The organism is Halorubrum alkaliphilum (assembly GCF_017873815.1).
Taxonomy (GTDB): domain Archaea; phylum Halobacteriota; class Halobacteria; order Halobacteriales; family Haloferacaceae; genus Halorubrum; species Halorubrum alkaliphilum.
Genome location: NZ_JAGGKQ010000005.1, coordinates 187,567 through 209,060, shown reverse-complemented (window position 1 = coordinate 209,060; position 21,494 = coordinate 187,567). Strand labels below are relative to the sequence as shown.

Genomic DNA, 21,494 nt, shown 5'->3' with positions numbered 1-21,494 from the left:
GAGAATCATCACGAACCTCTGCTGCCAGTTCATACAGGCTAAGTTGTGCGCCTTCTATGAGATAGCAGCGAAATCAGTTCGGGCTAAACACGTACGTTCAATTAAAACCCATCGTCGCAGCCGCTCACAGGACTCTTAAATACGATCTCGTCGCCATCGATCTGAGAGATCCGCTCCCGATATTGGAACGGCTCCTCGAAGGGGGAACCACGGCCTTTGTCGTCCCGATCACGGTCGAGTGTATCGGGCTGAGAGCGCGCGAAACGTGTCGTTCCACTTCCGCTTCGCTGCCGGTTCGTTTTTAACCCCATCGACGGAAGGTAGGGGTACCGAATGACGTCCTTCCAGTCGAGTCTCGGTGAGGACGAGGGGATCGCGGAGGAGCTGGCCGAGAGCCAGCGCGAGATCTCCATCGCCGAGTTCTTCGAGAAGAACAAACACATGCTCGGGTTCGACTCGGGCGCTCGCGGGCTCGTCACCGCGGTCAAGGAGGCGGTCGACAACGCCCTCGACGCGACCGAGGAAGCCGGGGTGCTCCCCGACATCTACGTCGAGATCACGGAGGTCGGCGACTACTACCGCCTCGTGATCGAGGACAACGGTCCGGGTATCACGAAAGAACAGCTTCCGAAAGTTTTCGGGAAGTTACTATATGGTTCAAGGTTTCACAAACGTGAGCAAAACCGCGGTCAACAGGGAATCGGGATCTCCGCGGCCGTCCTGTACTCCCAGTTGACTTCGGGCCAGCCCGCGAAGATCACGTCGCGTCCGAAGGGGCAGTCCGACGCACAGTACTTCGAGCTGATCATCGACACGGACACGAACGAGCCGGAGATCAGCGTCGACGAGACGACCTCGTGGGACCGGCCGCACGGCACCCGGATCGAGTTGGAGATGGAGGCGAACATGCGCGCCCGCCAACAGCTCCATGACTACATCAAACACACTGCGGTCGTCAACCCGCACGCCCGGATCGAGCTCCGCGAGCCCGGACTCGACGAGCCGTGGAAGTTCGAGCGCGCGACCGACGAGCTGCCCGCCGAGACGAGCGAGATCCGTCCGCATCCGCACGGCGTCGAACTCGGCGCGCTGATCAAGATGCTGGAGGCGACGGAGTCGTACTCGGTCTCCGGCTTCCTCCAAGAGGAGTTCACGCGGGTCGGCAAGAAGACCGCCGACAGCGTCATCGACGAGTTCCGGGACCGCTACTACGGCCGTGAGCTCGCCTGGTCGCCACCCTCGGCGCGGTCGACCCTGTCTGGGAGCGCCGCCGGCGCGGACGACGTCGAGAGGGCCATTGAGGCCGCCGTCGCGAACAAGGGTGCGGCGGCGACCGCCGCGTTCGCGGAGGGCGTCGCGGAGACGGTCGGGACCCACGACCACCGCACGCGCTCGGAGCTGGTCGAGATCGTCGACAACGTCGCCGCTACCGTCGAGGACGACACCGGCCGCACATTTGGTACGACGGTCCGCGAGAACGCGGTCGACGCGGCGTGGGCAGCGATCCTCGGGACGGATGCGGACGGCGACGACGCTGCCGTCGACGGCAACGACGAGACCGACTCGGTGTTCGTCACCGATCTGTACGCACTCGTCGACGAGGCGACCTCGACGCGTAAGGACGACGAGACCGTTCGCGCGATGGCGGAGGCGCTCGCTCGCCGTGTCGCGGACATCGATGGGGACGCCTATCGGATCACTCGCGACGACCTCGAACGGCTGATCGCCGACGCCGCGAGCTTCGTCGCGGAACAGCACGACGCGACGTTCGGCGAGACGGCCCGCGAGAACGTCGCCGAGGCCGTGTGGGCGCGGGCCCGCACCGTCCCCGACGATCCGCCGAAAGTGAAGACGATCGCGGGCGACCGCGACGCGGCGGCGGATCTCCTCGAAGCGATGCGAAACACCGACATCCTCGCCCCGCCGACCGACTGTCTCGCGCCGATCACGGCCGAGCTCGTCGAGGCGGGCCTCCGGAAGGAGTACGACGCGGACTTCTACGCGGCCGCGACCCGGGACGCGGAGGTCCACGGCGGCGACCCCTTCATCGTCGAGGCTGGCATCGCCTACGGGGGCGAGATCCCGGCCGAGGGGAGCGTCGAACTGCTCCGGTTCGCGAACCGCGTCCCGCTCGTCTACCAACGCGGCGCGTGTGCGACGACGGACGTGATCCGGTCGATCGGCTGGCGGAACTACGGGCTCGACCAGCCCGGCGGGTCGGGGATGCCGAACGGCCCGGCCGTGATCTCGATCCACGTCGCCTCCACGAACGTCCCGTTCACGAGCGAGTCGAAAGACGCGCTCGCGAACGTGCCGGCGATCGAGGACGAGATCGAGCTCGCGGTCCGGGAGGCCGCCCGGGAGCTCAAGTCGTACCTCAACAAGCGGCGCTCGATGCAACAGCGCCGGGAGAAACAGGATGTCCTCGGTCGGATCCTCCCGGAGATGGCCGATAAGGTCTCGGAGGTGACCGGTCGACCGCGGCCCGACATCGACGCGGCGCTTGCCCGGATCATGAACAACGTGAGCGTCGAGCGCGAGGTCGACGACGGGACCGTGACGCTCGTCGTCGAGAACCACTCCGACGTCGCCGAGACCGTGGAGATAACGGACATCGTCTCCGCCGAACCCACCGACCTCTCCGACGGGACGGTCGTCGACATGGACGGCGAGTGGTTCGTCCAGTGGACTCCCAAGATCCCCTCGGGCGACGAGCGGAAACTGACCTATGCTGTCGACGACGACGACGCCGACTTCGAGGTCAGCGTCGGCGGCGTCGAGACGGAGAAACTCACGGTGAACGCCTAAATGACGACCGAAAGCGACGCACGAGACGAGCTCATCGATCTGGCCGCCGACTTCTACGACCAGTTCGCCGGCGGAGAGATCCCGGAGATGACGCTGCCGACCCGGACGAAAAGCAACATCGTGTACGACGAGGAGAGCGGCGTGTGGACCTACGGGGATCGCACGTCAACTCGGAGCGCCAACTCGGTCGGCGGCGCGCGCAAGCTGTTGAAGGCGGCGTACACGATCGAGTTCCTCGCCGATCAGCTGGAGGAGGACCGCTCGTCGACGCTGCGGGAGCTGTACTACCTCTCGGAGTCGTGGGACAACACGGAGGCACAGTTCAACAGTCAAGACGAGTCGAACGACCTCGTCGAGGATCTGGAGATCGTCACCGGCGTCACCCGCGAGGACTTCCACATGCGCCCCGAAGAGTCCGGCGCGACCCTGATGGGGCCGCTGAAGCTCCGCGAGCAGACCCGCCGCGGGGAACGCGAGATCCACTGTCAGGAGGACGTCGGCGAGGGCGGGTATCAGATCCCGAACAACCCGGACATGATCGAGTTTCTCGATCACGACATCGAGTTCGCGCTCGCCGTCGAGACCGGCGGGATGCGCGATCGACTCGTCGAGAACGGGTTCGACGAAGCGTACGACTGCCTCGTGATCCACCTCAAGGGCCAGCCCGCGCGGGCGACCCGCCGGATCACGAAGCGGGTCCACGACGAGCTCGACGTCCCGATCCTCGTCTTCGCCGACGGTGACCCGTGGTCCTACCGGATCTACGGCTCGGTCGCGTACGGCTCGATCAAGTCGGCCCATCTCTCGACGTATCTCGCCACCCCGGAGGCGCGCTACGTCGGGATCCAGCCGGAGGACATCGTCGAGTACGACCTTCCCTCCGACCCGCTCGCGGACTCCGACATCAACGCCCTCGAATCCGAGCTGGAGGATCCGCGGTTCCAGACGGACTACTGGGAGGAACAGATCGAGCTCCAGCTCGACATCGGCAAGAAGTCCGAGCAGCAGTCGCTCGCGAGCCGCGGGCTCGACTTCGTCACCGACACCTACCTTCCCGAGCGGCTCGACGAGATGGGCGTCCTCTAGCCGCACCGACCCCTCGTCGTCGCCGTCGCCGACCGGTCCTCTCTCTCGTCGCTTCCCGTCGGCGTCGTCGTTCTCGTAGTTATACCCACTCTGTCCGCCTCGTCCGCGGTCGCGTTGTGCGAGCCGTCACAGAGAGGCTTGGTGTCGGAGAGCCCGCACTCACGGACGTCTATCAGTCCGTCGCCCACGTCGGACTCGTCGAGCATTGTCGGCCCCGACTCCTCGTGATCACGTCGCGTGTTATGGAGTCGCGGGCGAGTGCGACCCACAGACGGGTTTCGGCGCTGACCGCCGCAACCCCCTTGCCCCTGCGGGACGTATCCGGCGTATGAGCGAGACAAGCGAGCACGACGGCACCGCCGAGGTCGACGACGTCGACCCCGCTGGATTGACCGACGAGGAGTGGCGCGAGCGACTCTCCGAGGAGGAGTATCGGGTCCTTCGCGAGAGCGGCACGGAGGCGAAGTTCTCCGGCGAGTACGTCGACCATCATCCCGAGGACGGAGAGTACCGCTGTCGAGCCTGCGGAACCGTGTTGTTCGAGGCGGAAACGAAATTCGAGTCCGGCTGCGGCTGGCCCGCCTTCTACGCCGCCGAGGAGGATTCCGTGACGACGACGATCGACACGAGCCACGGAATGCGACGCACCGAGGTCCGCTGTGCGAACTGCGACTCGCATCTGGGACACGTCTTCGATGACGGTCCGGAGCCAACCGGGAAGCGCTTCTGTATCAACTCCGTGGCGATGACGTTCGACGAGGACTGACGGAATCGATCGCTGACTGACGCGACGTCTCCGTCACTCCGCGACCGTCACTGGGCGATATCGAGTTCGACGACGAACACGGCTCCCTTGGGATCGTTGTCCTCGATCCACACCTCCCCCCCGTAGAGCTCGACGAGCGACCTGACGAGATACAGCCCGATCCCCGCGCCCGGGCTATCAAGTCCCTTCTCACCCTTCCCGAACACCTCCTCGCGGAGGTGCTCCGGAACCCCCGGTCCGTTGTCGGCGATCCGGACCTCGACGGTGTCCTCGACAACCGCGGCCGAAACCTCGATGCTTGGTGGCGTCTCGTCGTTGTGTTGAACCGCGTTCTGGAGGAGGTTTCGGAACACCGAGCTCAGCATCTCGTCGGCGACGACCGCCTCGTCGGGAAAGGATCCCTCGACGGTGAAGACGGCCTCGGGATACGCCGAACGTACCTCCTCGACCTGTTGGGAGAGGACGTGGTCGAGCGACACCTGCTTGGGCTCGGCGTCCTCGCGAAGCATCACCTGTGCGAGGTCGCGCACAGTCGTTGTCAGCGTGACCGCGCTCTCGGTGTTCTCCTTGATTATTTCGAGGTATCGCTCGCCCTCCTCGTCGACGTGGTCGTCGAGCAGCTCCGCGTACGCACCGACCAGCTGGAGGTCGTTGCGGATGTCGTGACGCATCACCTGATTCAGCAGCTGGAGGTCGTCCCGCTGCCGTTTGAGACGCTCGTCCGGCGTCCGGTCCTCGTCCATGTCGGCGCGTCGTGTTCCAGCGATATCGGTTCGTCGATGTCATCGGATCAGCGGTCCGGGCTCCAGCGGGCTCAGATCCCCTCGTCGAGTAGCTCGCGGGCGACGATGTTCTTCTGGATCTCCGTGGTCCCCTCGTAGATCTGGGTGATCTTTGCGTCCCGGTAGAACCGCTCGACGTCGTGGTCGTTGACAAACCCCGCGCCGCCGTGGATCTGGACCGCCTCGTCGGCGACGTCGACGGCGACGCGCGAGGCGAACTCCTTGGCCATCGACGCCAGCGCGGTGAGATCCCCCGGTTCGTTGTCGACAGCCCACGCCGACCGATAGGTGAGCCACCGAGCTGCCTCGGTGTCGGTGTGCATCTCCGCGAGCTTGTGTTTTATCGCTTGGAAGTCGGCGATGGATCGACCGAACTGTTCGCGCTCCTCGGCGTACGCCAGCGCGCGCTCGGCCGCGCCGCGGGCGATCCCGACACCTTGGGCCGCGACCGCAGTCCGGGTCTCGTCGAAGAACTCCATGAGCTGGAGAAAGCCCATCCCGCGCTGGCCGATCAGGTTCTCCTCGGGGACGCGTACGTCGTCAAAAACCAGTTCCGCGGTGTCGCTCGCTCGGATTCCGAGCTTGCCGGTGATCTTCTCGGTGGTGAGCCCGTCGCGGTCGCCCTCGACGAGTATCTGTGAGAACCCGGTGTAGCGGTCCTCGATATCCGGGTCCGTCTCACAGACGACGACGAAGTAGTCGGCGACGGTCCCGTTGGTGATCCACATCTTCGAGCCGTTGATCACCCACTTGTCGCCGTCCTTTTCGGCACGTGTCGCCACCGACGTCACGTCCGATCCCGCCTGCGGCTCCGATATCGCCGACCCCATGATCGCGTCGCCCGCGGTGACCGCCGGGAGGATCCGCTCTTTCTGGTCCTCACTGCCGAACCCCATGATCGCCTCCGCGCCGAACCCGGCACTGGAGACACAGAGGCCGATGCCGGGGTCGGCCGCGAACAGTTCCTCCGTAAGGATCGCGTTCTCCAGCGCGGAGTAGCCCACGCCGCCGTACTCTACCGGAACGTGCGGCGCGAGTAGTCCCATCTCCGCCGCCTTCTCCATGACTTCGTGTGGATACGACTCGTTAACGTCGTGCTCGGTCGCGATCGGCCGTATCTCCTCGTCGGCGAAGCGTCTGACCTCGTCTCGGAGGTGACGCTGCTCGTCGGATAGCTGGAACTCCATGGTGGCATGTCACTTGGTGTCTATCATAATCGTTCCTAAACGACGAGGAATTCACGATACGTTTGTGATTTATAAGCGTCGCTCGGGGCCACGACCGTCGGTCGTCACTCCCGGTCGGCGACGAAGTCCGCGATCCGGTCGGTGGCCGCCTTCAGTTCGCGCATCGAGGTCGCATAGGACACCCGGAGGTGGCCCTCGCCACCCTCGCCGAAGACGGACCCGGGGACGACGGCGACCCCCTCGGCTTCCAGGAGCTCCGCCGCGAACGCCTCGTCGTCGCCGCCGCACTCGGGGAACGCGTAGAACGCACCGCCCGGCTCGAAGGTGTCGAGCCCCATCTCGTTGAACCGCGAGACGACCAGTCGGCGGCGGCGGTTGTACTCGTCGACCATCTCTCGCACCTCGTCCGCACAGCTCCGGAGAGCCTCTAACGCGGCGTGCTGGGCGGTCGTCGGCGCTGAAAGCATCGTGTACTGGTGGATCCGATTCATCGCGTCGATAGCATCGGCGGGTCCGAGCGCGTAGCCCAGCCGGAGCCCCGTCATCGCGTACGCCTTCGAGAAGCCGTTGACGACGACGGTTCGCTCGCGCATACCTGGTTGAGTCGCGATCGACGCGTGATCGGCGGTGTAGGTGAGCGCCGAGTAGATCTCGTCGGCGACGACCCGGAGGTCGTGGTCGCGACAGAACGCCGCCACCTCGGCGAGTTCCGACTCCGACATGACCGCCCCGGTCGGGTTGTTCGGGTAACAGAGGACGAGCACGTCCGCCGCCTCAGCACCCGCCGCCTCCAGCCGCTCGCGGGTGAGAGCGAAGTCGTCCGCTGCGTGGGTCGGGACCGAGAGCGGCTCGCCGCCCGCGAGTTCGACACCGGGACCGTAGGAGATGTACGTCGGCTCGTGGATCGCGACCGTGTCGCCGGGGTCGACGAGCGCGCGGAACGCCAGATCGACCGCCTCGCTTGCGCCGGTCGTCACGAGTACCTCCTCACCCGGATCGTACCGCTGGTCGTACTGCTCGTGGTGGGCGGCGATCGACTCGCGAAGCTCGGCGGTTCCCCTGTTGGCGGTGTAGGAGGTTCGACCGCGTTCGAGGGCGTCGATCGCGGCGGTTCGAGCGGCCCACGGCGCGGAGAAATCGGGCTCGCCGACGCCGAGCGAGATGACGTCATCGCGGGCCTCCGCCAGCTCGAAGAACTCCCGGATCCCCGACTCGGGGAGCTCGCGCGCACGGTTCGACGTCCTCATGGCGAGACGGAGAGTCGGTCGTCGTCGTCGCCGTCGGCGAAGCGGATCCCGCCGTCCTTGTAGGTCTCCATGATGTAGTGGGTGACCGTCTGGGTGACCTCGGGCATCGGCGCGACCTGCTCGGAAATGAACCGTGAGACGTCCTGCATCGTCTCGCCGAGCACCTCGACTGCGAAGTCGTAGTCGCCGGAAACGAGGTGGAGGGCGTCGACCGCGGGGAACTTCGCGATCCGGTCCGCGACCTCCTCGTAGCCGGTTTCGCGGTCGAGCTCCACGTTAATCTCGACGACTGCCCGGATCTTCCCCTCCTCGACGCGGTCCCAGTCGACGACCGCCTGATAGCCGTGAACCACACGGTTCTCCTCTAATGAGTCGATCGCCGCCGCTACTGCCGCTGTGTCAAGCCCCGTCTGGGCCGCGATGTCCTCGATGTCCTCACGAGCGTTCCGGGCCAACACGTCGAGTACCTCGCGCTCGGCTTCCATACCTAATGATCAGGCGGGGGCGGTTTATGAGTAGCGGCGGACGCAACACGTCGATCGGTTGGAGCGAGCGAGCGCAGGGGTCAAGCAGGCCAGAACACCCCTTCCGCCATCCCCACAGCTTTCCGCGTGGCGCGCGATCGCTCGCCCATGGCTTCGAACACCACCAGCCGACGCGAGACGTTTGATATCGGAGGCGACCTAACGGTCAACCGTCTCGGCTTCGGCGCGATGCGGATCACGGGCGAGGAGATCATCGGTACTCCCGGTGACGAGGGCGAGGCGAAGGAGGTCCTCCGACGCGCGGTCGACCTCGGCGTCGACTTCGTCGACACCGCCGACTCCTACGGGCCGGGCGTCTCGGAGCGGCTGATCGGTGAGGCGCTCGGCGACCCCGACGGCGTCGTGGTCGCGTCGAAGGCCGGACTGCTCCGCAACCGCGAGGGTGACTGGCTCCCCCACGGCGACCCCGATTTCCTGAAGAACCAGGTACTTTGTAGCCTCGATCGGCTCGGGACCACCACGATCGACCTGTACCAGTACCACCGCCCGGACCCCGACACAGACTTCGAGAAGTCGGTCCACGCGTTCGCAGAGATGAAAGATGCCGGCCAGATCGCCCACGTCGGACTCTCGAACGTCACCGTCGAGCAGTTGGAGACCGCGATGGAGATCGTCGACATCGCCACGGTCCAGAACCGGTACAACGTTGGCCACCGCGACGACGAAGACGTACTGCGTGCCTGCGAGCGCAACGACGTGGGGTTCATTCCGTGGGGCCCGATGTACGCGGTCGACGGGGACGAGATCCCCGAGGCGCTCGGCGAGGTCGCCAACCGCCGCGACGCGACGGCTCGGCAGGTCGCGCTCGCGTGGCTCCTCGATCACTCCGACGTGACGCTCCCGATCCCGGGCACGTCGAGCGTCGACCATCTCGAATCGAACCTCGCGGCCGCGGACCTGTCGCTCACCGACGAGGACCTGGCGGCGCTGGACGCGGTTGACTCACAGAAGTAGCCGCAAATCCGGAACAGCCCTCAGTCAGTCGCTCCACTCGCCGAACTGGTTTATCAGCTCGACCGTCTCCTCGCGGTCGGGACCGAGGTCGGCCGCGTCGATCGAGGTGTCGATCTCGCCGGCGAGAGTTCCAGTATGGCGACGCGCGCAAGGGATCCGTTCCGTCGTCGGGCTCGTCGAGTCCGCGGCCGCGTCCACCCGGTGACGTTCGGCTTTCATATCGAAATCCCTTTTAAATGAGTGGGACGCCTACGAGTGTGAGCAACGCCGACAGCCGATCACAGTTCTGGGCCCTCTATCTCACCCGGTTCGCCGAGGGGTTTGGCTTCATTACGCTGTTGACCCTGCTGCCGACCTACATCAACACGCTCGACCCGCAGGCGACGACAGTGCTCGGCGTCACCGTCTCGGCCGGGTTCATCATCGGGATGTACACCACGGGGTTCACGCTGGCACAGACCGTCGCCGTGATACCGCTCGCGTGGGCGGGCGACCGCTTCGATAAGCGGCTCGTACTGCTCGTGGTTCTCGGCGTCGGCGCGGGCGTGTACGCGCTGTTCCCGCTCGTCGACTCTTCCGGCTCCTTCATCCTCGTTCGGGCGCTACAGGGACTCGTCGTCACCGGTGCGGGGCTGATGACGCTGTCGCTCGTCGGACAGATCGCCGACGTGGGCACCCGTGCGGACAAGATCGGGAAGGCGAACGCGGCCTCCTTTGCGGCCTCGATCGTGGGGTCGCTCGGTGCGGGCGTGATCTACGACGCCGTGGGGTTCGGTCCGGTGTTCACGATCATCACGGTTCTGATGATACTCGCGTGGGTCGTCACGTGGGGATTCCTCGACTCCGACCCGACGCGGGTCGAAGGGTTCCCCTTCTCCGATCTCGCGGTCAACCGAAAGATCCTCACCATCTCGACGTTCCGCGTCCAGTACGCCTTCGCCGTGACGATGGTTCGGACGTGGATCCCCATCTACGCCGGTACGTCGATGATGGCCGGGGGGCTCGCAGTGGGCGCGACCGCCGTCGCGATCACCGTTACTGCCGAGAAGGCGACGAACATGGTCGGCCAGCTATTCACCGGGCGGCTCTCCGACACGTACGGCCGCTCGGTGTTCGTCTTCGCCGGCGGCGGCGCGTACGGCCTGATCGCCCTCGCGATCCCGTTCGCCCCGACCATTGGCGGCGCGGTCGGTGCCGACGTGACGGTCCCTGTCCTCGGCGCGTTGCCGGCGGCGTACCTGCCGCTTGTCGCGCTCTCTGGACTGTTGGGGGTCGCCGACTCCTTCCGTGAGCCCGCCAGCATGGCGCTGTTCGCCGACGAGGGGACCGACGACGGCGGGGTCGCCTCCAGCTTCGGGATCCGGGAGCTGGTGTGGCGGCCGGGCTCCGTGGCCGGGCCGCTTATCGCCGGCTGGTTGATGGTCGAGGTGAGCATGGCCTCGGTGTTCTACGTCGGCGGCGCGTTCGCGATCACCGGCGTGCTCGCGTTCCTCGCGATCCTCGCCCGGGACCACGGCCGAGCCGCGTTGACGACGTGGTAGGCGATACGTCACGACGGGCGGCGCTGACGACGTGGGAGTCGCTCGCGTCGCGGAGGGTCGGAAGGGCGGAAGGACGCGTTTTTATCAGTTCCGGGCATAGCCCGTCTATGGCGAAAGTGAGCGTCGGCCTCCGCGGGTGGCGGTTCGACGAGGAGGAGATCATCACCGAGGACGGCGAGTTGAAGCCGCTCGACGAGATCCCCGAGGAGCCCCGAGAACGACTCGTGCGGCTCGTCGCGCTCGTCGAGGAGCCGTGTGACGCCTGTTATCTCGAACACGGCGAGAGCGAGATCCACCGTTGCCGCGAGGCCGAGATCGTCTACGGCGAGCCCCGCGGCGAGGTCCTGTTGTGCCCCGAACACGAACCTGACTTCGTCTACTGGTTCCGCGAGGCGGGGGGTAGCGATCATAAGGGGACCATGGAGTTCGGCGACCGCTTCCACGAGTGGATCGCCGCCGGCAACGAGGCACCCGACGGCTACGCCTCGGTCGAACACGTCGACGAGGACCCGGATGGACTCCCGGATCTGCCCGACCAACAGGAGATCCAGGAGCGGGTCGAAGCGGGATTCGAGGGCGAACGGATCGATGTCCGCGAACTCGCGGGCGAGGGATCGGCGGACGAACGCGACGAGGACGACGAGGACGACGGCGTCAGCGAAACGGACCTTCAGGACGCCGGCGTCGACCTCTCGACCGACTACCCGTCGAACCGATGAGCGATCGCGAGCGGGACGGGACGCAAGCGGTCGAGGACGACGAGGCGGGAACGCTCGAATCCGAAGACGACGAGGCGGCCCCGGATGAAGTCGAGAACACCGACAGGGCGACCGATGCGATCCGAGAGAAACCCGTCGTCGTCGTAGTCGAACCCGAGACGCCGGGAAACGTGGGCACCATCGCGCGGGCGATGAAGAACTTCGGGCTCTCGGACCTCAAACTGGTCGACCCGCCGGAGCTGTCGGAGGACGGCGAGGCGTACGGTTTCGCGGGCCACGCCCGTGAGGACGTTCTGCCGAACGCCGAGGAGGTGACCTTCGAGGAGGTCGTCGAGAACTACCACACGGTCGGGACGACCGCGATCACCGGCGAGGACGACCGCAGACACGAGCGCTGGCCGTTCAAGACGCCGACCGAGCTGAAGGAGTCGCTACAGACCGTCGACGCGCCGACGGCCATCGTCTTCGGGCGGGAGGGCCGCGGGCTCAACAACGACGAGCTGGGTCGGCTCGACGAGGTGTGTTCGATCCCCGCCGCCGACGACTACCCCGTATTGAACCTCGGGCAGGCCGCGACGGTCCTGCTGTACGAGCTGCGCGACCTGACCGTCGATGAGACCCAGCTCCCGGACACGGCGGTCACCCGTGCGCCGGAGGCGGACATCGAGCGGTTCCACGACCTCTTCGGTGACTTCCTCGACGCGGCCGGGCAGCAGTCACACCGGCAGGAGAAGAACGCGCTACTGATGCGCAGGCTGTTGGGACGCGCTCATCCGACCGAGCGGGAGGTCCACTCGCTTCTCGGGACCGTCCGGAAGGCCAACACGAAACTCGAACACGCCGACTACCTCGCGGCGAAGTACGACGAGCATCCTTACCCCCGCGAATGACGGCCGCGCGCTGTGGGGAGACCGTGAATCGGCGGCTCAGCACGGAGGCAGAGACGATCAGCCATGGATGAGGACCTCCTGGCGGGCGTCCGCGACGTCTCGCCGCTCCTCATGGGGATCGCCCCGTTCGCGTTGGTCGCCGGGATCGCGGCCGTGGAAGTCGGCTTCGATATCGTACAGGCGCTCGGACTGTCAGTGATCGTGTTTGCGGGGGCCTCACAGCTCGCCGCGCTCGAACTGTTCGGCGAGAACGCCCCGCTCGCGGTCGTCATCGGCACCGCCGTCGTGATCAACCTTCGAGTACTGATGTACTCGGCGTCGATCGCGCCGCACTTCGCGGAGTACGGTCGGCGGACGCGCGCGGTGCTCGCCTACTTCCTCACCGACCAGGCGTACGCGCTCTCGGTCGCCGAGTTCGCCGAGAACGACGATCGAAGCCGGTGGAAGTACTACCTCGGTGCGGGTGGGTCGCTATGGGTCGTCTGGGTGATCGGCACCGTCGTCGGCGTCGTGCTCGGCGCGGGAATCCCGGAGTCGTGGGGGCTCACCTTCGCGGTCCCGCTCGTCTTCCTCGCGCTGCTCGTCCCCGCGATGAAGGACCGACCGACCACCGTGGCCGGAGCAGTGGGCGGAGGAGCGGCGGTGGTCGCCGCCGGACTCCCGCTCAACCTCGGGCTGCTGGCAGGGGCGGTCTCGGGGATACTCGCCGGATTCGTCGCCGAGGAGGTGAGCACGTGACGCTCGCTACCGGATCCGTGGTGCTCACCGCGGGCGCGTCCGATCCCGACGCGGCTCGGATCTGGATCGCCATTCTCGTCATCGGGATCGCGACCTACGGTTTCCGACTGTCCTTCATTCACCTGTTCGGACGGGTCGACGACGTGCCGACGCGAGTGCGCCGCGTGCTCCGGTTCGTTCCGGCGGCCGTGCTCGCGGCGCTCGTCGTCCCCGACCTGCTCACGATCCGGCCGAGCGTGATCGCGACGCTCGCCGACGAACGACTGATCGCGGGAGTGCTGGCCGGCGTCGTCGCCTGGCGCACCGAGAACGTGTTCGCGACGATAGTCGTCGGAATGCTCGCGTTGTGGCTGTTCCGGTTCGTCGTGTTCGCGTGACGGTTTTATAAATGGACGATGCGGGCGTCACCGGCGGCTCCGCCACCGGCTGCCTCTCGCTGGAGTCGGCCGGCCTCCGCTTCGCTTCCGGCCGGCCGACGAGGGTGGGGAGACGTGAGGTGCGGTCGCGGTTGCGGCCGAGTGGGACTTTGGAGGTGGCCATCGACGATCCGTAGTCAGCCGTTTATAAACGAACGGCTCGGTGTCTTGAACTCGTTCACCGCGCTGGCAACGATTTATAAGGGAACGGTCGGAGCTTTGGACTGGTGCCTCGCAGAATCGGTTATTTATAAACAGCTGCCAGCAACACCACTACTCCAGTTATAAATACCCTTCTCCAACACCGCACGAGACGTACTCTCGATACCGCCCATCAAACCGGACCCAGTGACCCGCCGTTCGGACAGAGCCGATGCGGTGCCGCATCTCAACGAGAGCGATGAGTTATACGCCGATCGGCGGACTCGGCGGTCGATCACTCCTCCCGATCGGTCAGTCTCGTCGTCGTCCGCTCGGTCGGATCGGTACCGACCTCGCGCGGTGGAGTCTCGTCTTCGAGATCGACTTCGCGCTCCTTTACCGCCGCGTATCGCTGGGCCGCGTCGGCGATCGAGTCGGCGACGGCGAGCCCGCGGTACGTCAGGTACGCGCCCGCGAGACCGACGACTGGCACGAGCCCGATGAGCACCTGTCCGATGATCATCAGCGAGTACACGAACGTCAGGACACTGAATAGAACGAGGACGTTTCCGAGTCGGGTTTCGGCTGCCTCCCGGAGGGTGAGCGGGTCGTGGACCATACGACCGGCTACCCGACGAGTTTACTTAAAAATGGGTGGCTCGGTCGGGGGTGCGGGCGGACCGCTCGCTCAGTCGTCGGCGGGCGCAGCGGAGTCGCCCGCGGAGACGCCGGTTCCGGGGCCGATATCGATGCCGAGCGCGTCGAGTTTCTCGTCGGGGACGACCCCGTCGACCCACTCGCGGTGCTCGTAGTACTCGGCTTTCATCAGGTCGAGCTCTGCGAGTTCGCCCTCGCTGGCTCCCTGCCCCGGGATCGCGTCGGGGTGTCCCTCGACGAACCGGCCGGGGAGCGTGTCGTCTTCGCCGTCGAACCCGGCGAGGTTGTTGTAGTAGCGTTCGAGGTTGTAGATCCGCTCGCCGATCTCGAACAGCTCGTCCTCCGTCACGTCGCGGCCGGTCATGCCGTTGTACTGGAGTACGTACTCCTCGATCCCCTCCGCGAACGCGTTGAACTTACAGATGTCGAACGAATCGGAGATCGCGTGGAGGTCCTGGAACGTGGCGGTGAGTTCGCCTTTGCCCTCCGGCTCGTACGGGTCGACTTTTTCGGGGATCCCGAGTATTTCCGCCGCAGGTGTGTACCCGCGCAGGTGACACGCACCGCGGTTCGAGGTGGCAAACGCGATCGCCATCCCCTTCATACAGCGCGGGTCGTACGCCGCGATGCTCTGGCCTTTCACAGAGAGCTTGTTGTCGTGGGCGTCCTTCCGTTCGCCGACGCGGTCTGGGCCCTCGGCGAGCAGGTCACCGAGCTCCGTCGAGCGGTTGCCGATCTCGTCGATGAGGTCGATCATCCGCTCGGAGTCGCCCCAGTCGATGCCGACGTCGAGTTTGCCCTGTTCGGTCATCTCCATCGCCATCGCCATCGTGTTGCCGACCTCGATGGTGTCGATGCCGACGTCGTTACAGCGCTGGAGCATTAGTGCGATCTCGTCGCGGTCGGTGTGTCCGGAGTTCGGGCCGAGCGCCCACGCGGACTCGTACTCGTACGACTCCGTGCGGACGTTCATGTCCTCGCCCTTGTGTTGCATCTGCACTTCGACCTCCTTCTTACAGGCGACCGGACAGGAGTGACACGTCGGCTCGTCGACGAGGATGTTCTCGCGGACGTTCTCGCCGGAGACACGCTCGGCGTCGACATCGATCCCCTCGCCGTCGTTGTACGCCTCCGTGGACGTGAACTTCGCGTTCTTCGTCGGCAGCCCGTCCATCTCCTCTGTCGCATTCATCAGGACGTTGGTGCCGTACATCGAGAGTCCGCCCTCGTTGGGCGCGGTCACGTCCGACTCGCGGATGACCTCCATCGCCTGTTGATATCCCTTCTGGAACGTGTCGGGGTCCGCGGGCTTCGGCATCCGCGTGCCGCTCTTGACGACGACCGCTTTCACGTTCTTCGAACCCATCACGCAGCCGGTGCCGCCCCGGCCCGAGGCGCGGTCGTCCTCGTTCATCACGCAGGCGTACTTCACTTCGTTCTCGCCGCCCTGTCCGATCGCCATCACGGAGACGTTCTTGCCGACCGATCCCTCGACCTCCTCGCCGATCTCGTCTATCGTGTCGTGGACGCCCTTCCCCCAGAGATGGGAGGCGTCGCGTACCTCCACGTCGCCGTCCTCAACGAAGAGGTACACCGGCTCGTCGCTCGCACCGTCGAGTAAGATACCGTCGAGGCCGGCCCACTTGAGCCGCGCGCCCGACCAACCGCCGTGGTGTGAGTCGGTGACCGTCCCCGTCAGCGGGGACTTCGTCACGAGGGCGATCCGGCCGCTCATCACGGTCTGTGTGCCCGTCAGCGGGCCGGTCATGAACGCCAGTCGGTTCTCCGGGCTTATCGGGTCCACGTCGGGACCCTTGTCGAAGACGTATTTCACGCCCAGCCCGCGCGCGCCGATGTACTTCTCCGCGTTGTCTTCTTCGATCCCGCGATAGTCCACTGCTCCGTCGCCGAGATCGACCTGTGCCACTCGGTCCCTGTAGCCACCCATTTCAGTCATGTAATGTTCTATCATTATACAAGGACTACAGCGTGTTAGCTGTTCACCTCATCACAGAACCGATACCGGTTACACTCGGCCGCATATCAGGGACGTTCGTTCACTCGCGGGTTCGGACCGTGACGGGGAGCGGTTCCGGCCGAGCTGCGCGACGGCTCCCGGAGAGGGGCGACGGTCCTCCAGAGGGGCGGCGGTCCTCCAGAGGGACGGTAGCCCTCCGGAGCGGAGTTGGGTTCGCGGTAGACAGGTGCCGTGAGACTAACCCGTTGTGGCGAGAAACGGGAACCGTGACTGGGGACGAACGCGACGCACTGCGACCGGGATCCGATCGCTGGCGCGGACCGGCGGGATTCGCGGTCCTCCTCGTCGTCGCCTCGGTGCTTCCGATCCCGAGCAGCGGGACCGGTGGTAGCGGGGGTGGCGAAATACCGCTCGGCGTCGGCTTCACGGATCCGTTTCACCTCGTCGGGTACGCGGTTCTAGCCGCGCTCATGACTCGTGTGACGGGGCGGACGCGACGCGGGCTGATCCTCGCCGTCGTCGCGGCCGTCGCGTTCGGTTTCGGGATCGAACTCCTACAGGCGTCCATCCCGTGGCGAACGTTCGCGTGGCGAGACGTGGGGGTCAACGCGGTCGGTGCCGTCGGAGGAGCGGTCGTCTCTGGTCTTGAGTATGGTTCCAGCTTACCCGGTGACAGCCGCGAGTGAGACGCGCCACTGCTCGTCCCGACGGAGGCGAGGGCCGACGTCAGGAACCGCTTCTCGACCGCTCAGTCGGTGAGACGACAACAGTTGTCGGCCGCTCTTCGGTAGAACGACCGCAACTGCTTCGGGACCACCGCCTCGTCAACGACGTTGATAATGAGGTCGCGATCGCCGAGCGTGTCGCCGTCGTTGGCGTACGTGTTCTCACGGACCGCCGCCTCGCCCATCAGGTCGAGTTCGCCGGCGATGTTTCCGATCACGACGCAGGGGCGCTCGCGTTGTGAGTCGACGCGATCGTTCGCTCGGGAGAGCGTCGTCTCCTGTAAGTCGATCACGTTCTCGTCGGCATCCCACGCGCCGAACGGGTCGAGAACGAACAGCCGGTCGGTCGCGAGCGCGTCCGTCACCGCGACACCGGCGTCACGGCGGAGAACGCGGTCGAGTGCGGACCGGTCGAGCGTCGCGGTCGGCGACAGTGAGACGGCCCATCCGTCATCGATCGCGGCCGCACAGATCCCGGCGATCGTGTCGTCGATCGACCCGTGATCGTCGTCGCCACCTACCGCTCCGGCCACGTGGGTGTCGCCGGAGCCGTTCCGGTCCGTGATCACCACGTTCCGCGACCCCGCGGGCAGCCCGCCATCAGCGTCGAACTCGCTGATCCCGGTCGGGACGGTTCCTGCCCGCTTGAGACGCTGTTCGCGCCCCCTGCGGGCCGACGAGAGGGCGTCGTCGATCTCAGAGAGCAGGTCAGTCATCTGTGCGCGCTCGTCCCCGATGTCGTCGACTGACTGACTGATCTCGACCGCCGACGCCGAGGTGCTCTCCGTGTTCGCTGCGACGCGGGTACTCGTCTCCGCGCCCTGTGTGACGGCCACTGACACCTCTTCGACTCCCGTTGCCGCGGACTGGACTGCCTCGTCGACGACGTCCAACTCCGACTCGGCAGCGGTGACTGCCGTGGCCCCGGTTTCAACCGCTTCGACGGCCGAGTCCAACGTGTGAGTCACCTCGTTGGTGACCGTCTGAACGTCGTCGACTGCCCGTTCGATCTCTTCGGTCCGCGAGCGTGACTCCGCGGCGAGCGACTTGATCTCGTCCGCCACCACGCCGAACCCGGAACCGTCATCGCCCGCTCTCGCGGCTTCGATGGAGGCGTTGAGCGCGAGGAGGTTCGTTTCGTCGGCGATTCGATCGATGACGTTGATGATCTCGTCGATCTGTTCGACGTGGTCTTCGAGCGTCGAGACGCGCTCCGTCACCCGTTCCATCTCCTCGGAGGCCCGAGCCATCGCAGTGGCCGCCTCATCGGTGGCTTCTCGCCCGTCGGTTGCGGCCGCCGCGGCCCGTTCGGTCGTTTGACTGACCTCGTCGGCACTGGCGGCGACCTCCTCGATCGTCGCGCTCAGATCGCTTACGTCCGCGGCGACGGTCTCCATGTCGTCGACTTGTGTGTCGGCCGCCTCGCGGATCGTTTCTAGCTGCCGGTCGACGGACTCGGACGTCGCGTGGACGACACCGACCGCACCCTGCGCGTTCGCGATGAGCCCGTCTTCAGCACCGACCGTGGCGTCATTCGACGTCTCCGATCGTTCCGTGGACATTTTCGTGTTGTGAAGTGACCACATGACACAAAAGTGTTGAGCGGCAGTATTGTCTCTGATAATTCAAGACACACGATCAATCATTATTAACTACGGTTCATACATACGGACGGATCGGCAGCTGTGTGTAACGCTGTCTTCGGCGAGTTCGGAACCGAGAGCACTGGAAGGGCCGATGACGACACGGCTTTACGCGAGCGGGCGCTTCTCTCGACAATGAGTCAACCGAGCCCCGAGGCGTACGAGCAGGGGCGTGGGATGGACGCGCACAACGAAGTAATGCGTGACATCCGCGCCGAGCGCTCGGAGACGTACGACCCGACGGAGCCGACCCGCGTTTGGATCGACGAGGACAACACCCCTGACGGAGTGGTGAACTCGCTCACGATCATCTTAAACACCGGCGGCTGCCGGTGGGCCCGCGCGGGCGGCTGTACCATGTGTGGCTACGTCGCCGAGTCCGTCGAGGGCGGCAGCGTCGCCCACGAGGACCTCATGACACAGATCGACGCGTGTCTCGACCACGAGCGGGAGAACGCGGACGACCCGGCCGAACTGATAAAGATCTACACCTCGGGCTCCTTCCTCGACGAGCGCGAGGTCCCCGCCGAGACCCGGCAGGCGATAGCCGAGACGTTTGCGGACCGTGATCGCATTGTCGTCGAGTCCCTGCCGGACTTCGTCAATCGGGAGAAGATCGGCGACTTCGCCGAACACGGGATCGCGACCGACGTCGCCGTCGGGCTGGAGACCGCGACTGACCGCGTTCGCCACGACTGCGTGAACAAGTACTTCGACTTCGCCGACTTCGAGGACGCCTGTGCGGAGGCGGCCGGCGCGGACGACGAGTTCGACGCTGACGTGGGGATCAAGGCGTACCTCCTCATGAAGCCGCCCTTCCTCGCGGAGCCGGAGGCCGCGGCCGACATGATCGACTCGATCCACCGGTGTGCCGACGTCGACGGCTGTCACACCGTCTCGATGAACCCGACGAACGTTCAGCGCTACACGATGGTCGACGAACTGTTCTTCGAGGGCGGCTACCGGCCGCCGTGGCTCTGGTCGGTCGCACACGTCCTCGAAGCGACCGCCGATGTCGACGCCATCGTCGTCTCCGACCCGGTCGGGCACGGCTCCGACCGCGGCGCGCACAACTGCGGGGAGTGTGACGACCGCGTCCAAACCGCGATCAAGGACTTCGACAAGCGACAGGACCCGAGCGTCTTCGGGCAGGTGTCCTGCGAGTGTGAGGCCACGTGGGAACTCGTCATGGAGGAGGAGACGAGCTACAATATGCCGCTGGCACAATAACGCGGAGAGGCCCAGCTAGGTTGATATCAGTTCCCAACCGGCTCTACGTCGTCAACGACGTCGTCGGCGGGTGTCGTCTCCGGCGTCCCTCCAGCGTCGTCGATGACGGTTCGTTCGGGAATGTCCAGTTCTGGCTCCCGACCGACAGTAAACAGGCGTTCGGTGAGGGTTAATTCCTCCGTGGCGGGGCTCGGTTTTCCGACGGTCCGGTACTCGACCGAGATCCCCTCCGGCTCGTCGGCGATCCGGACCGTACCGAGCTGATAGGTCGGATAGAACACCGGCGGCAACAGGCCGATGATCCCATCACGGCGGTGGAGTCGCTTGAGCCACGTGCCGGTGTTAACGAGCACGCCGCCGTCCAACTCCCGCACCGTCGGCCGGTGAGTGTGACCGTAACAGAAAACGGCGGTCTCGGGGTTCTCCTCGAACGTTTCACGAGCGGCCGATTCGTAGGGGCCCTGGGCGTCGACGGTTAAGGCCGTCTCGAACACGCCGAAGCGGTCTATCGTCCGCCGGAAGTCACGTCTAATGAAGTACAGCGGGATCGCGACCAGCAGCAGCAGCGCGGTAACGACGACGTTGATCGCGAGCAGGAACCAGACTGCGGTGCCCGCGGTCCCGAACTGCCCGAGGAACGCCGTGGTTCGGTCGACGGGCATCGACCAGATTCCGGCGAGATCGAGACCCGCCAACAACGCGAGGACGACGCTGATGTTGAACAACAGCAGGAACGGAACCAAGGCGTACCGCAGAATGGGGTTCATCTCCCGATAAAAGTACTTCGAGAAGAGCCACACGGGCATCCGTTCAGTCGGGGTGACGGCTTGAACGTCCTTTAACCAGTTGTACCGGCCGCGGTCCGAGAGCCGTCCCGCGCGGCTCGTGACGAGGGTATTATAGTAGTAGCCCAGCGGGGTCGCGTGCTCGTTGCCCCAGTCCTCGATCCGATTGTTCGGATCGTGCTGGTGGCCGTGTTCGAAGTGAACTGTACGGTCGCCGACCCGGCGCGTTATCGACTCGTTCTGAACGAGGTCGACGTTGTATTCCGCGAACCGGTCGACGTACGCATCGTAGGCGGCGAGTTCGTGGTCGTGGTTTCCGGGAAGGAGTGTAACCGTGATGTTCTCGCCGGTCCGACGGAACGCCTCGAACAGCTTCGGATACGACGACTCCAACTCGTCGAACTTCTCCATGCCCTCGACAGTCGTGAACTCCCAGAGACCGAACGCGTCGCCGTTGATCACGAGCTCCGCGTTCTCGTCGGTGTTTTCCAGCCGTTCCAGGAACTCCAGTAACTCGTCGAGGAACTCCACCTCTTCGAGCTGTTCGTCCCCGCCGATGTGGAGGTCGCTGATAACGTAATACACGTCGGCGTCGTCGGTCATCTACGTCGCCCAAACGCCGACTACTATATAAAGCCGTTGTCCACACGATCGCT

The 21,494-nt window shown here is 65.5% G+C and carries 20 protein-coding genes and 1 pseudogene; 11 read left to right on the top strand and 10 right to left on the bottom strand.

The genetic code is table 11. The features are described 5' to 3' along the window. Positions 1 to 333: 333 nt before the first annotated feature. Together J2751_RS05685 and J2751_RS05680 are read left to right on the top strand one after the other, a co-directional pair. Positions 334 to 2,808, top strand: a complete 2,475-nt coding sequence (locus J2751_RS05685; protein ID WP_209484018.1) for a DNA topoisomerase VI subunit B — start codon at positions 334 to 336, stop codon at positions 2,806 to 2,808. Then, positions 2,809 to 3,894, top strand: coding sequence for a DNA topoisomerase IV subunit A (locus J2751_RS05680; protein WP_209484017.1), 1,086 nt, complete (start codon positions 2,809 to 2,811; stop codon positions 3,892 to 3,894). Positions 3,895 to 3,936: 42 nt separating this feature from the next. On the opposite strand, the pseudogene J2751_RS05675 reads toward J2751_RS05680, so the two are convergent. Further along, positions 3,937 to 4,100: pseudogene (locus J2751_RS05675) on the bottom strand (CDGSH iron-sulfur domain-containing protein); the annotation flags it as partial. 122 nt (positions 4,101 to 4,222) lie between these two features. Between J2751_RS05675 and msrB the strand changes: the two are divergent. Continuing rightward, complete coding sequence (gene msrB, locus J2751_RS05670) at positions 4,223 to 4,660, top strand: peptide-methionine (R)-S-oxide reductase MsrB (RefSeq protein WP_209484015.1); 438 nt, start codon at positions 4,223 to 4,225, stop codon at positions 4,658 to 4,660. A 47-nt stretch (positions 4,661 to 4,707) separates the two neighbouring features. Here msrB and J2751_RS05665 read toward each other — a convergent pair whose 3' ends face one another. From J2751_RS05665 to J2751_RS05650, 4 genes are all read right to left on the bottom strand, one after another. Continuing rightward, positions 4,708 to 5,403, bottom strand: a complete 696-nt coding sequence (locus J2751_RS05665; protein ID WP_209484014.1) for a sensor histidine kinase — start codon at positions 5,401 to 5,403, stop codon at positions 4,708 to 4,710. A gap of 71 nt (positions 5,404 to 5,474) precedes the next feature. Beyond that, the gene (locus J2751_RS05660; RefSeq protein WP_209484013.1) at positions 5,475 to 6,629 is read right to left on the bottom strand and encodes an acyl-CoA dehydrogenase family protein; all 1,155 of its coding nucleotides are present in this window, start codon (positions 6,627 to 6,629) and stop codon (positions 5,475 to 5,477) included. Positions 6,630 to 6,733: 104 nt separating this feature from the next. Next, on the bottom strand, positions 6,734 to 7,876 hold the full coding sequence (locus J2751_RS05655) for a pyridoxal phosphate-dependent aminotransferase (protein ID WP_209484012.1): 1,143 nt from the start codon (positions 7,874 to 7,876) through the stop codon (positions 6,734 to 6,736). Next, a complete protein-coding gene (locus J2751_RS05650; RefSeq protein WP_209484011.1) occupies positions 7,873 to 8,361 on the bottom strand; it encodes an Lrp/AsnC family transcriptional regulator in 489 nt (162 codons plus the stop codon). Before J2751_RS05650 ends, J2751_RS05655 begins: the two co-directional genes overlap by 4 nt. A gap of 147 nt (positions 8,362 to 8,508) precedes the next feature. Between J2751_RS05650 and J2751_RS05645 the strand changes: the two genes are divergently transcribed. After that, complete coding sequence (locus J2751_RS05645; RefSeq protein ID WP_209484010.1) at positions 8,509 to 9,375, top strand: aldo/keto reductase; 867 nt, start codon at positions 8,509 to 8,511, stop codon at positions 9,373 to 9,375. Positions 9,376 to 9,399: 24 nt separating this feature from the next. Here J2751_RS05645 and J2751_RS05640 read toward each other — a convergent pair whose 3' ends face one another. After that, positions 9,400 to 9,594, bottom strand: coding sequence for a hypothetical protein (locus J2751_RS05640; protein ID WP_209484032.1), 195 nt, complete (start codon positions 9,592 to 9,594; stop codon positions 9,400 to 9,402). Positions 9,595 to 9,632: 38 nt separating this feature from the next. On the opposite strand from J2751_RS05640, the gene J2751_RS05635 reads away from it, so the two are divergent. The 5 genes from J2751_RS05635 (at position 9,633) to J2751_RS05615 (ending at position 13,640) form a co-directional block, all read left to right on the top strand. Beyond that, the gene (locus J2751_RS05635) at positions 9,633 to 10,916 is read left to right on the top strand and encodes an MFS transporter (protein WP_209484009.1); all 1,284 of its coding nucleotides are present in this window, start codon (positions 9,633 to 9,635) and stop codon (positions 10,914 to 10,916) included. 107 nt (positions 10,917 to 11,023) lie between these two features. Then, positions 11,024 to 11,635, top strand: a complete 612-nt coding sequence (locus J2751_RS05630; protein WP_209484008.1) for a hypothetical protein — start codon at positions 11,024 to 11,026, stop codon at positions 11,633 to 11,635. Continuing rightward, entirely contained in the window at positions 11,632 to 12,525 is an 894-nt protein-coding gene (locus J2751_RS05625; RefSeq protein ID WP_209484007.1) for an RNA methyltransferase, read from the top strand. The genes J2751_RS05630 and J2751_RS05625 overlap by 4 nt, the downstream gene beginning before the upstream one ends. 63 nt (positions 12,526 to 12,588) lie before the next feature. Further along, positions 12,589 to 13,263: an AzlC family ABC transporter permease gene (locus J2751_RS05620; protein ID WP_209484006.1), complete on the top strand. Its 675-nt coding sequence runs from the start codon at positions 12,589 to 12,591 to the stop codon at positions 13,261 to 13,263. A 20-nt stretch (positions 13,264 to 13,283) separates the two neighbouring features. After that, positions 13,284 to 13,640 carry an AzlD domain-containing protein gene (locus J2751_RS05615; protein ID WP_209484030.1) on the top strand — a complete coding sequence of 119 codons (357 nt, stop codon included), beginning with the start codon at positions 13,284 to 13,286 and terminating at the stop codon, positions 13,638 to 13,640. 475 nt (positions 13,641 to 14,115) lie between these two features. Here the strand turns inward: J2751_RS05615 and J2751_RS05610 are convergent, their stop codons facing one another. Next, positions 14,116 to 14,439: a hypothetical protein gene (locus J2751_RS05610; protein ID WP_209484005.1), complete on the bottom strand. Its 324-nt coding sequence runs from the start codon at positions 14,437 to 14,439 to the stop codon at positions 14,116 to 14,118. A 69-nt stretch (positions 14,440 to 14,508) separates the two neighbouring features. Further along, positions 14,509 to 16,434: an aldehyde ferredoxin oxidoreductase family protein gene (locus J2751_RS05605; RefSeq protein ID WP_209484004.1), complete on the bottom strand. Its 1,926-nt coding sequence runs from the start codon at positions 16,432 to 16,434 to the stop codon at positions 14,509 to 14,511. Between the two features lie 287 nt (positions 16,435 to 16,721). Here J2751_RS05605 and J2751_RS05600 point away from each other — a divergent pair, with 287 nt between their 5' ends. Further along, positions 16,722 to 17,141 (top strand): VanZ family protein, encoded by a 420-nt coding sequence (locus J2751_RS05600; RefSeq protein ID WP_209484003.1) that lies wholly within the window; start codon positions 16,722 to 16,724, stop codon positions 17,139 to 17,141. Positions 17,142 to 17,203: 62 nt separating this feature from the next. Here J2751_RS05600 and J2751_RS05595 read toward each other — a convergent pair whose 3' ends face one another. After that, positions 17,204 to 18,742 carry a methyl-accepting chemotaxis protein gene (locus J2751_RS05595; RefSeq protein ID WP_209484002.1) on the bottom strand — a complete coding sequence of 513 codons (1,539 nt, stop codon included), beginning with the start codon at positions 18,740 to 18,742 and terminating at the stop codon, positions 17,204 to 17,206. Positions 18,743 to 18,958: 216 nt separating this feature from the next. On the opposite strand from J2751_RS05595, the gene J2751_RS05590 reads away from it, so the two are divergent. Next, a complete protein-coding gene (locus tag J2751_RS05590) occupies positions 18,959 to 20,053 on the top strand; it encodes an archaeosine biosynthesis radical SAM protein RaSEA (RefSeq protein WP_209484001.1) in 1,095 nt (364 codons plus the stop codon). A 26-nt stretch (positions 20,054 to 20,079) separates the two neighbouring features. Here J2751_RS05590 and J2751_RS05585 read toward each other — a convergent pair whose 3' ends face one another. Next, a complete protein-coding gene (locus J2751_RS05585) occupies positions 20,080 to 21,441 on the bottom strand; it encodes a metallophosphoesterase (protein ID WP_209484000.1) in 1,362 nt (453 codons plus the stop codon). Positions 21,442 to 21,494 lie beyond the last annotated feature (53 nt).

Coding starts and splice junctions, on each gene's coding strand:
- J2751_RS05650 (WP_209484011.1), bottom strand. CDS start 8,361: ATGGAAGCCGAGCGCGAGGTACTCGACGTGTTGGCCCGGAACGCTCGT.
- J2751_RS05685 (WP_209484018.1), top strand. CDS start 334: ATGACGTCCTTCCAGTCGAGTCTCGGTGAGGACGAGGGGATCGCGGAG.
- J2751_RS05665 (WP_209484014.1), bottom strand. CDS start 5,403: ATGGACGAGGACCGGACGCCGGACGAGCGTCTCAAACGGCAGCGGGAC.
- J2751_RS05625 (WP_209484007.1), top strand. CDS start 11,632: ATGAGCGATCGCGAGCGGGACGGGACGCAAGCGGTCGAGGACGACGAG.
- J2751_RS05605 (WP_209484004.1), bottom strand. CDS start 16,434: ATGACTGAAATGGGTGGCTACAGGGACCGAGTGGCACAGGTCGATCTC.
- J2751_RS05585 (WP_209484000.1), bottom strand. CDS start 21,441: ATGACCGACGACGCCGACGTGTATTACGTTATCAGCGACCTCCACATC.
- J2751_RS05645 (WP_209484010.1), top strand. CDS start 8,509: ATGGCTTCGAACACCACCAGCCGACGCGAGACGTTTGATATCGGAGGC.
- J2751_RS05630 (WP_209484008.1), top strand. CDS start 11,024: ATGGCGAAAGTGAGCGTCGGCCTCCGCGGGTGGCGGTTCGACGAGGAG.
- J2751_RS05680 (WP_209484017.1), top strand. CDS start 2,809: ATGACGACCGAAAGCGACGCACGAGACGAGCTCATCGATCTGGCCGCC.
- J2751_RS05595 (WP_209484002.1), bottom strand. CDS start 18,742: ATGTCCACGGAACGATCGGAGACGTCGAATGACGCCACGGTCGGTGCT.
- J2751_RS05655 (WP_209484012.1), bottom strand. CDS start 7,876: ATGAGGACGTCGAACCGTGCGCGCGAGCTCCCCGAGTCGGGGATCCGG.
- J2751_RS05610 (WP_209484005.1), bottom strand. CDS start 14,439: ATGGTCCACGACCCGCTCACCCTCCGGGAGGCAGCCGAAACCCGACTC.
- J2751_RS05660 (WP_209484013.1), bottom strand. CDS start 6,629: ATGGAGTTCCAGCTATCCGACGAGCAGCGTCACCTCCGAGACGAGGTC.
- J2751_RS05620 (WP_209484006.1), top strand. CDS start 12,589: ATGGATGAGGACCTCCTGGCGGGCGTCCGCGACGTCTCGCCGCTCCTC.
- J2751_RS05640 (WP_209484032.1), bottom strand. CDS start 9,594: ATGAAAGCCGAACGTCACCGGGTGGACGCGGCCGCGGACTCGACGAGC.
- msrB (WP_209484015.1), top strand. CDS start 4,223: ATGAGCGAGACAAGCGAGCACGACGGCACCGCCGAGGTCGACGACGTC.
- J2751_RS05590 (WP_209484001.1), top strand. CDS start 18,959: ATGAGTCAACCGAGCCCCGAGGCGTACGAGCAGGGGCGTGGGATGGAC.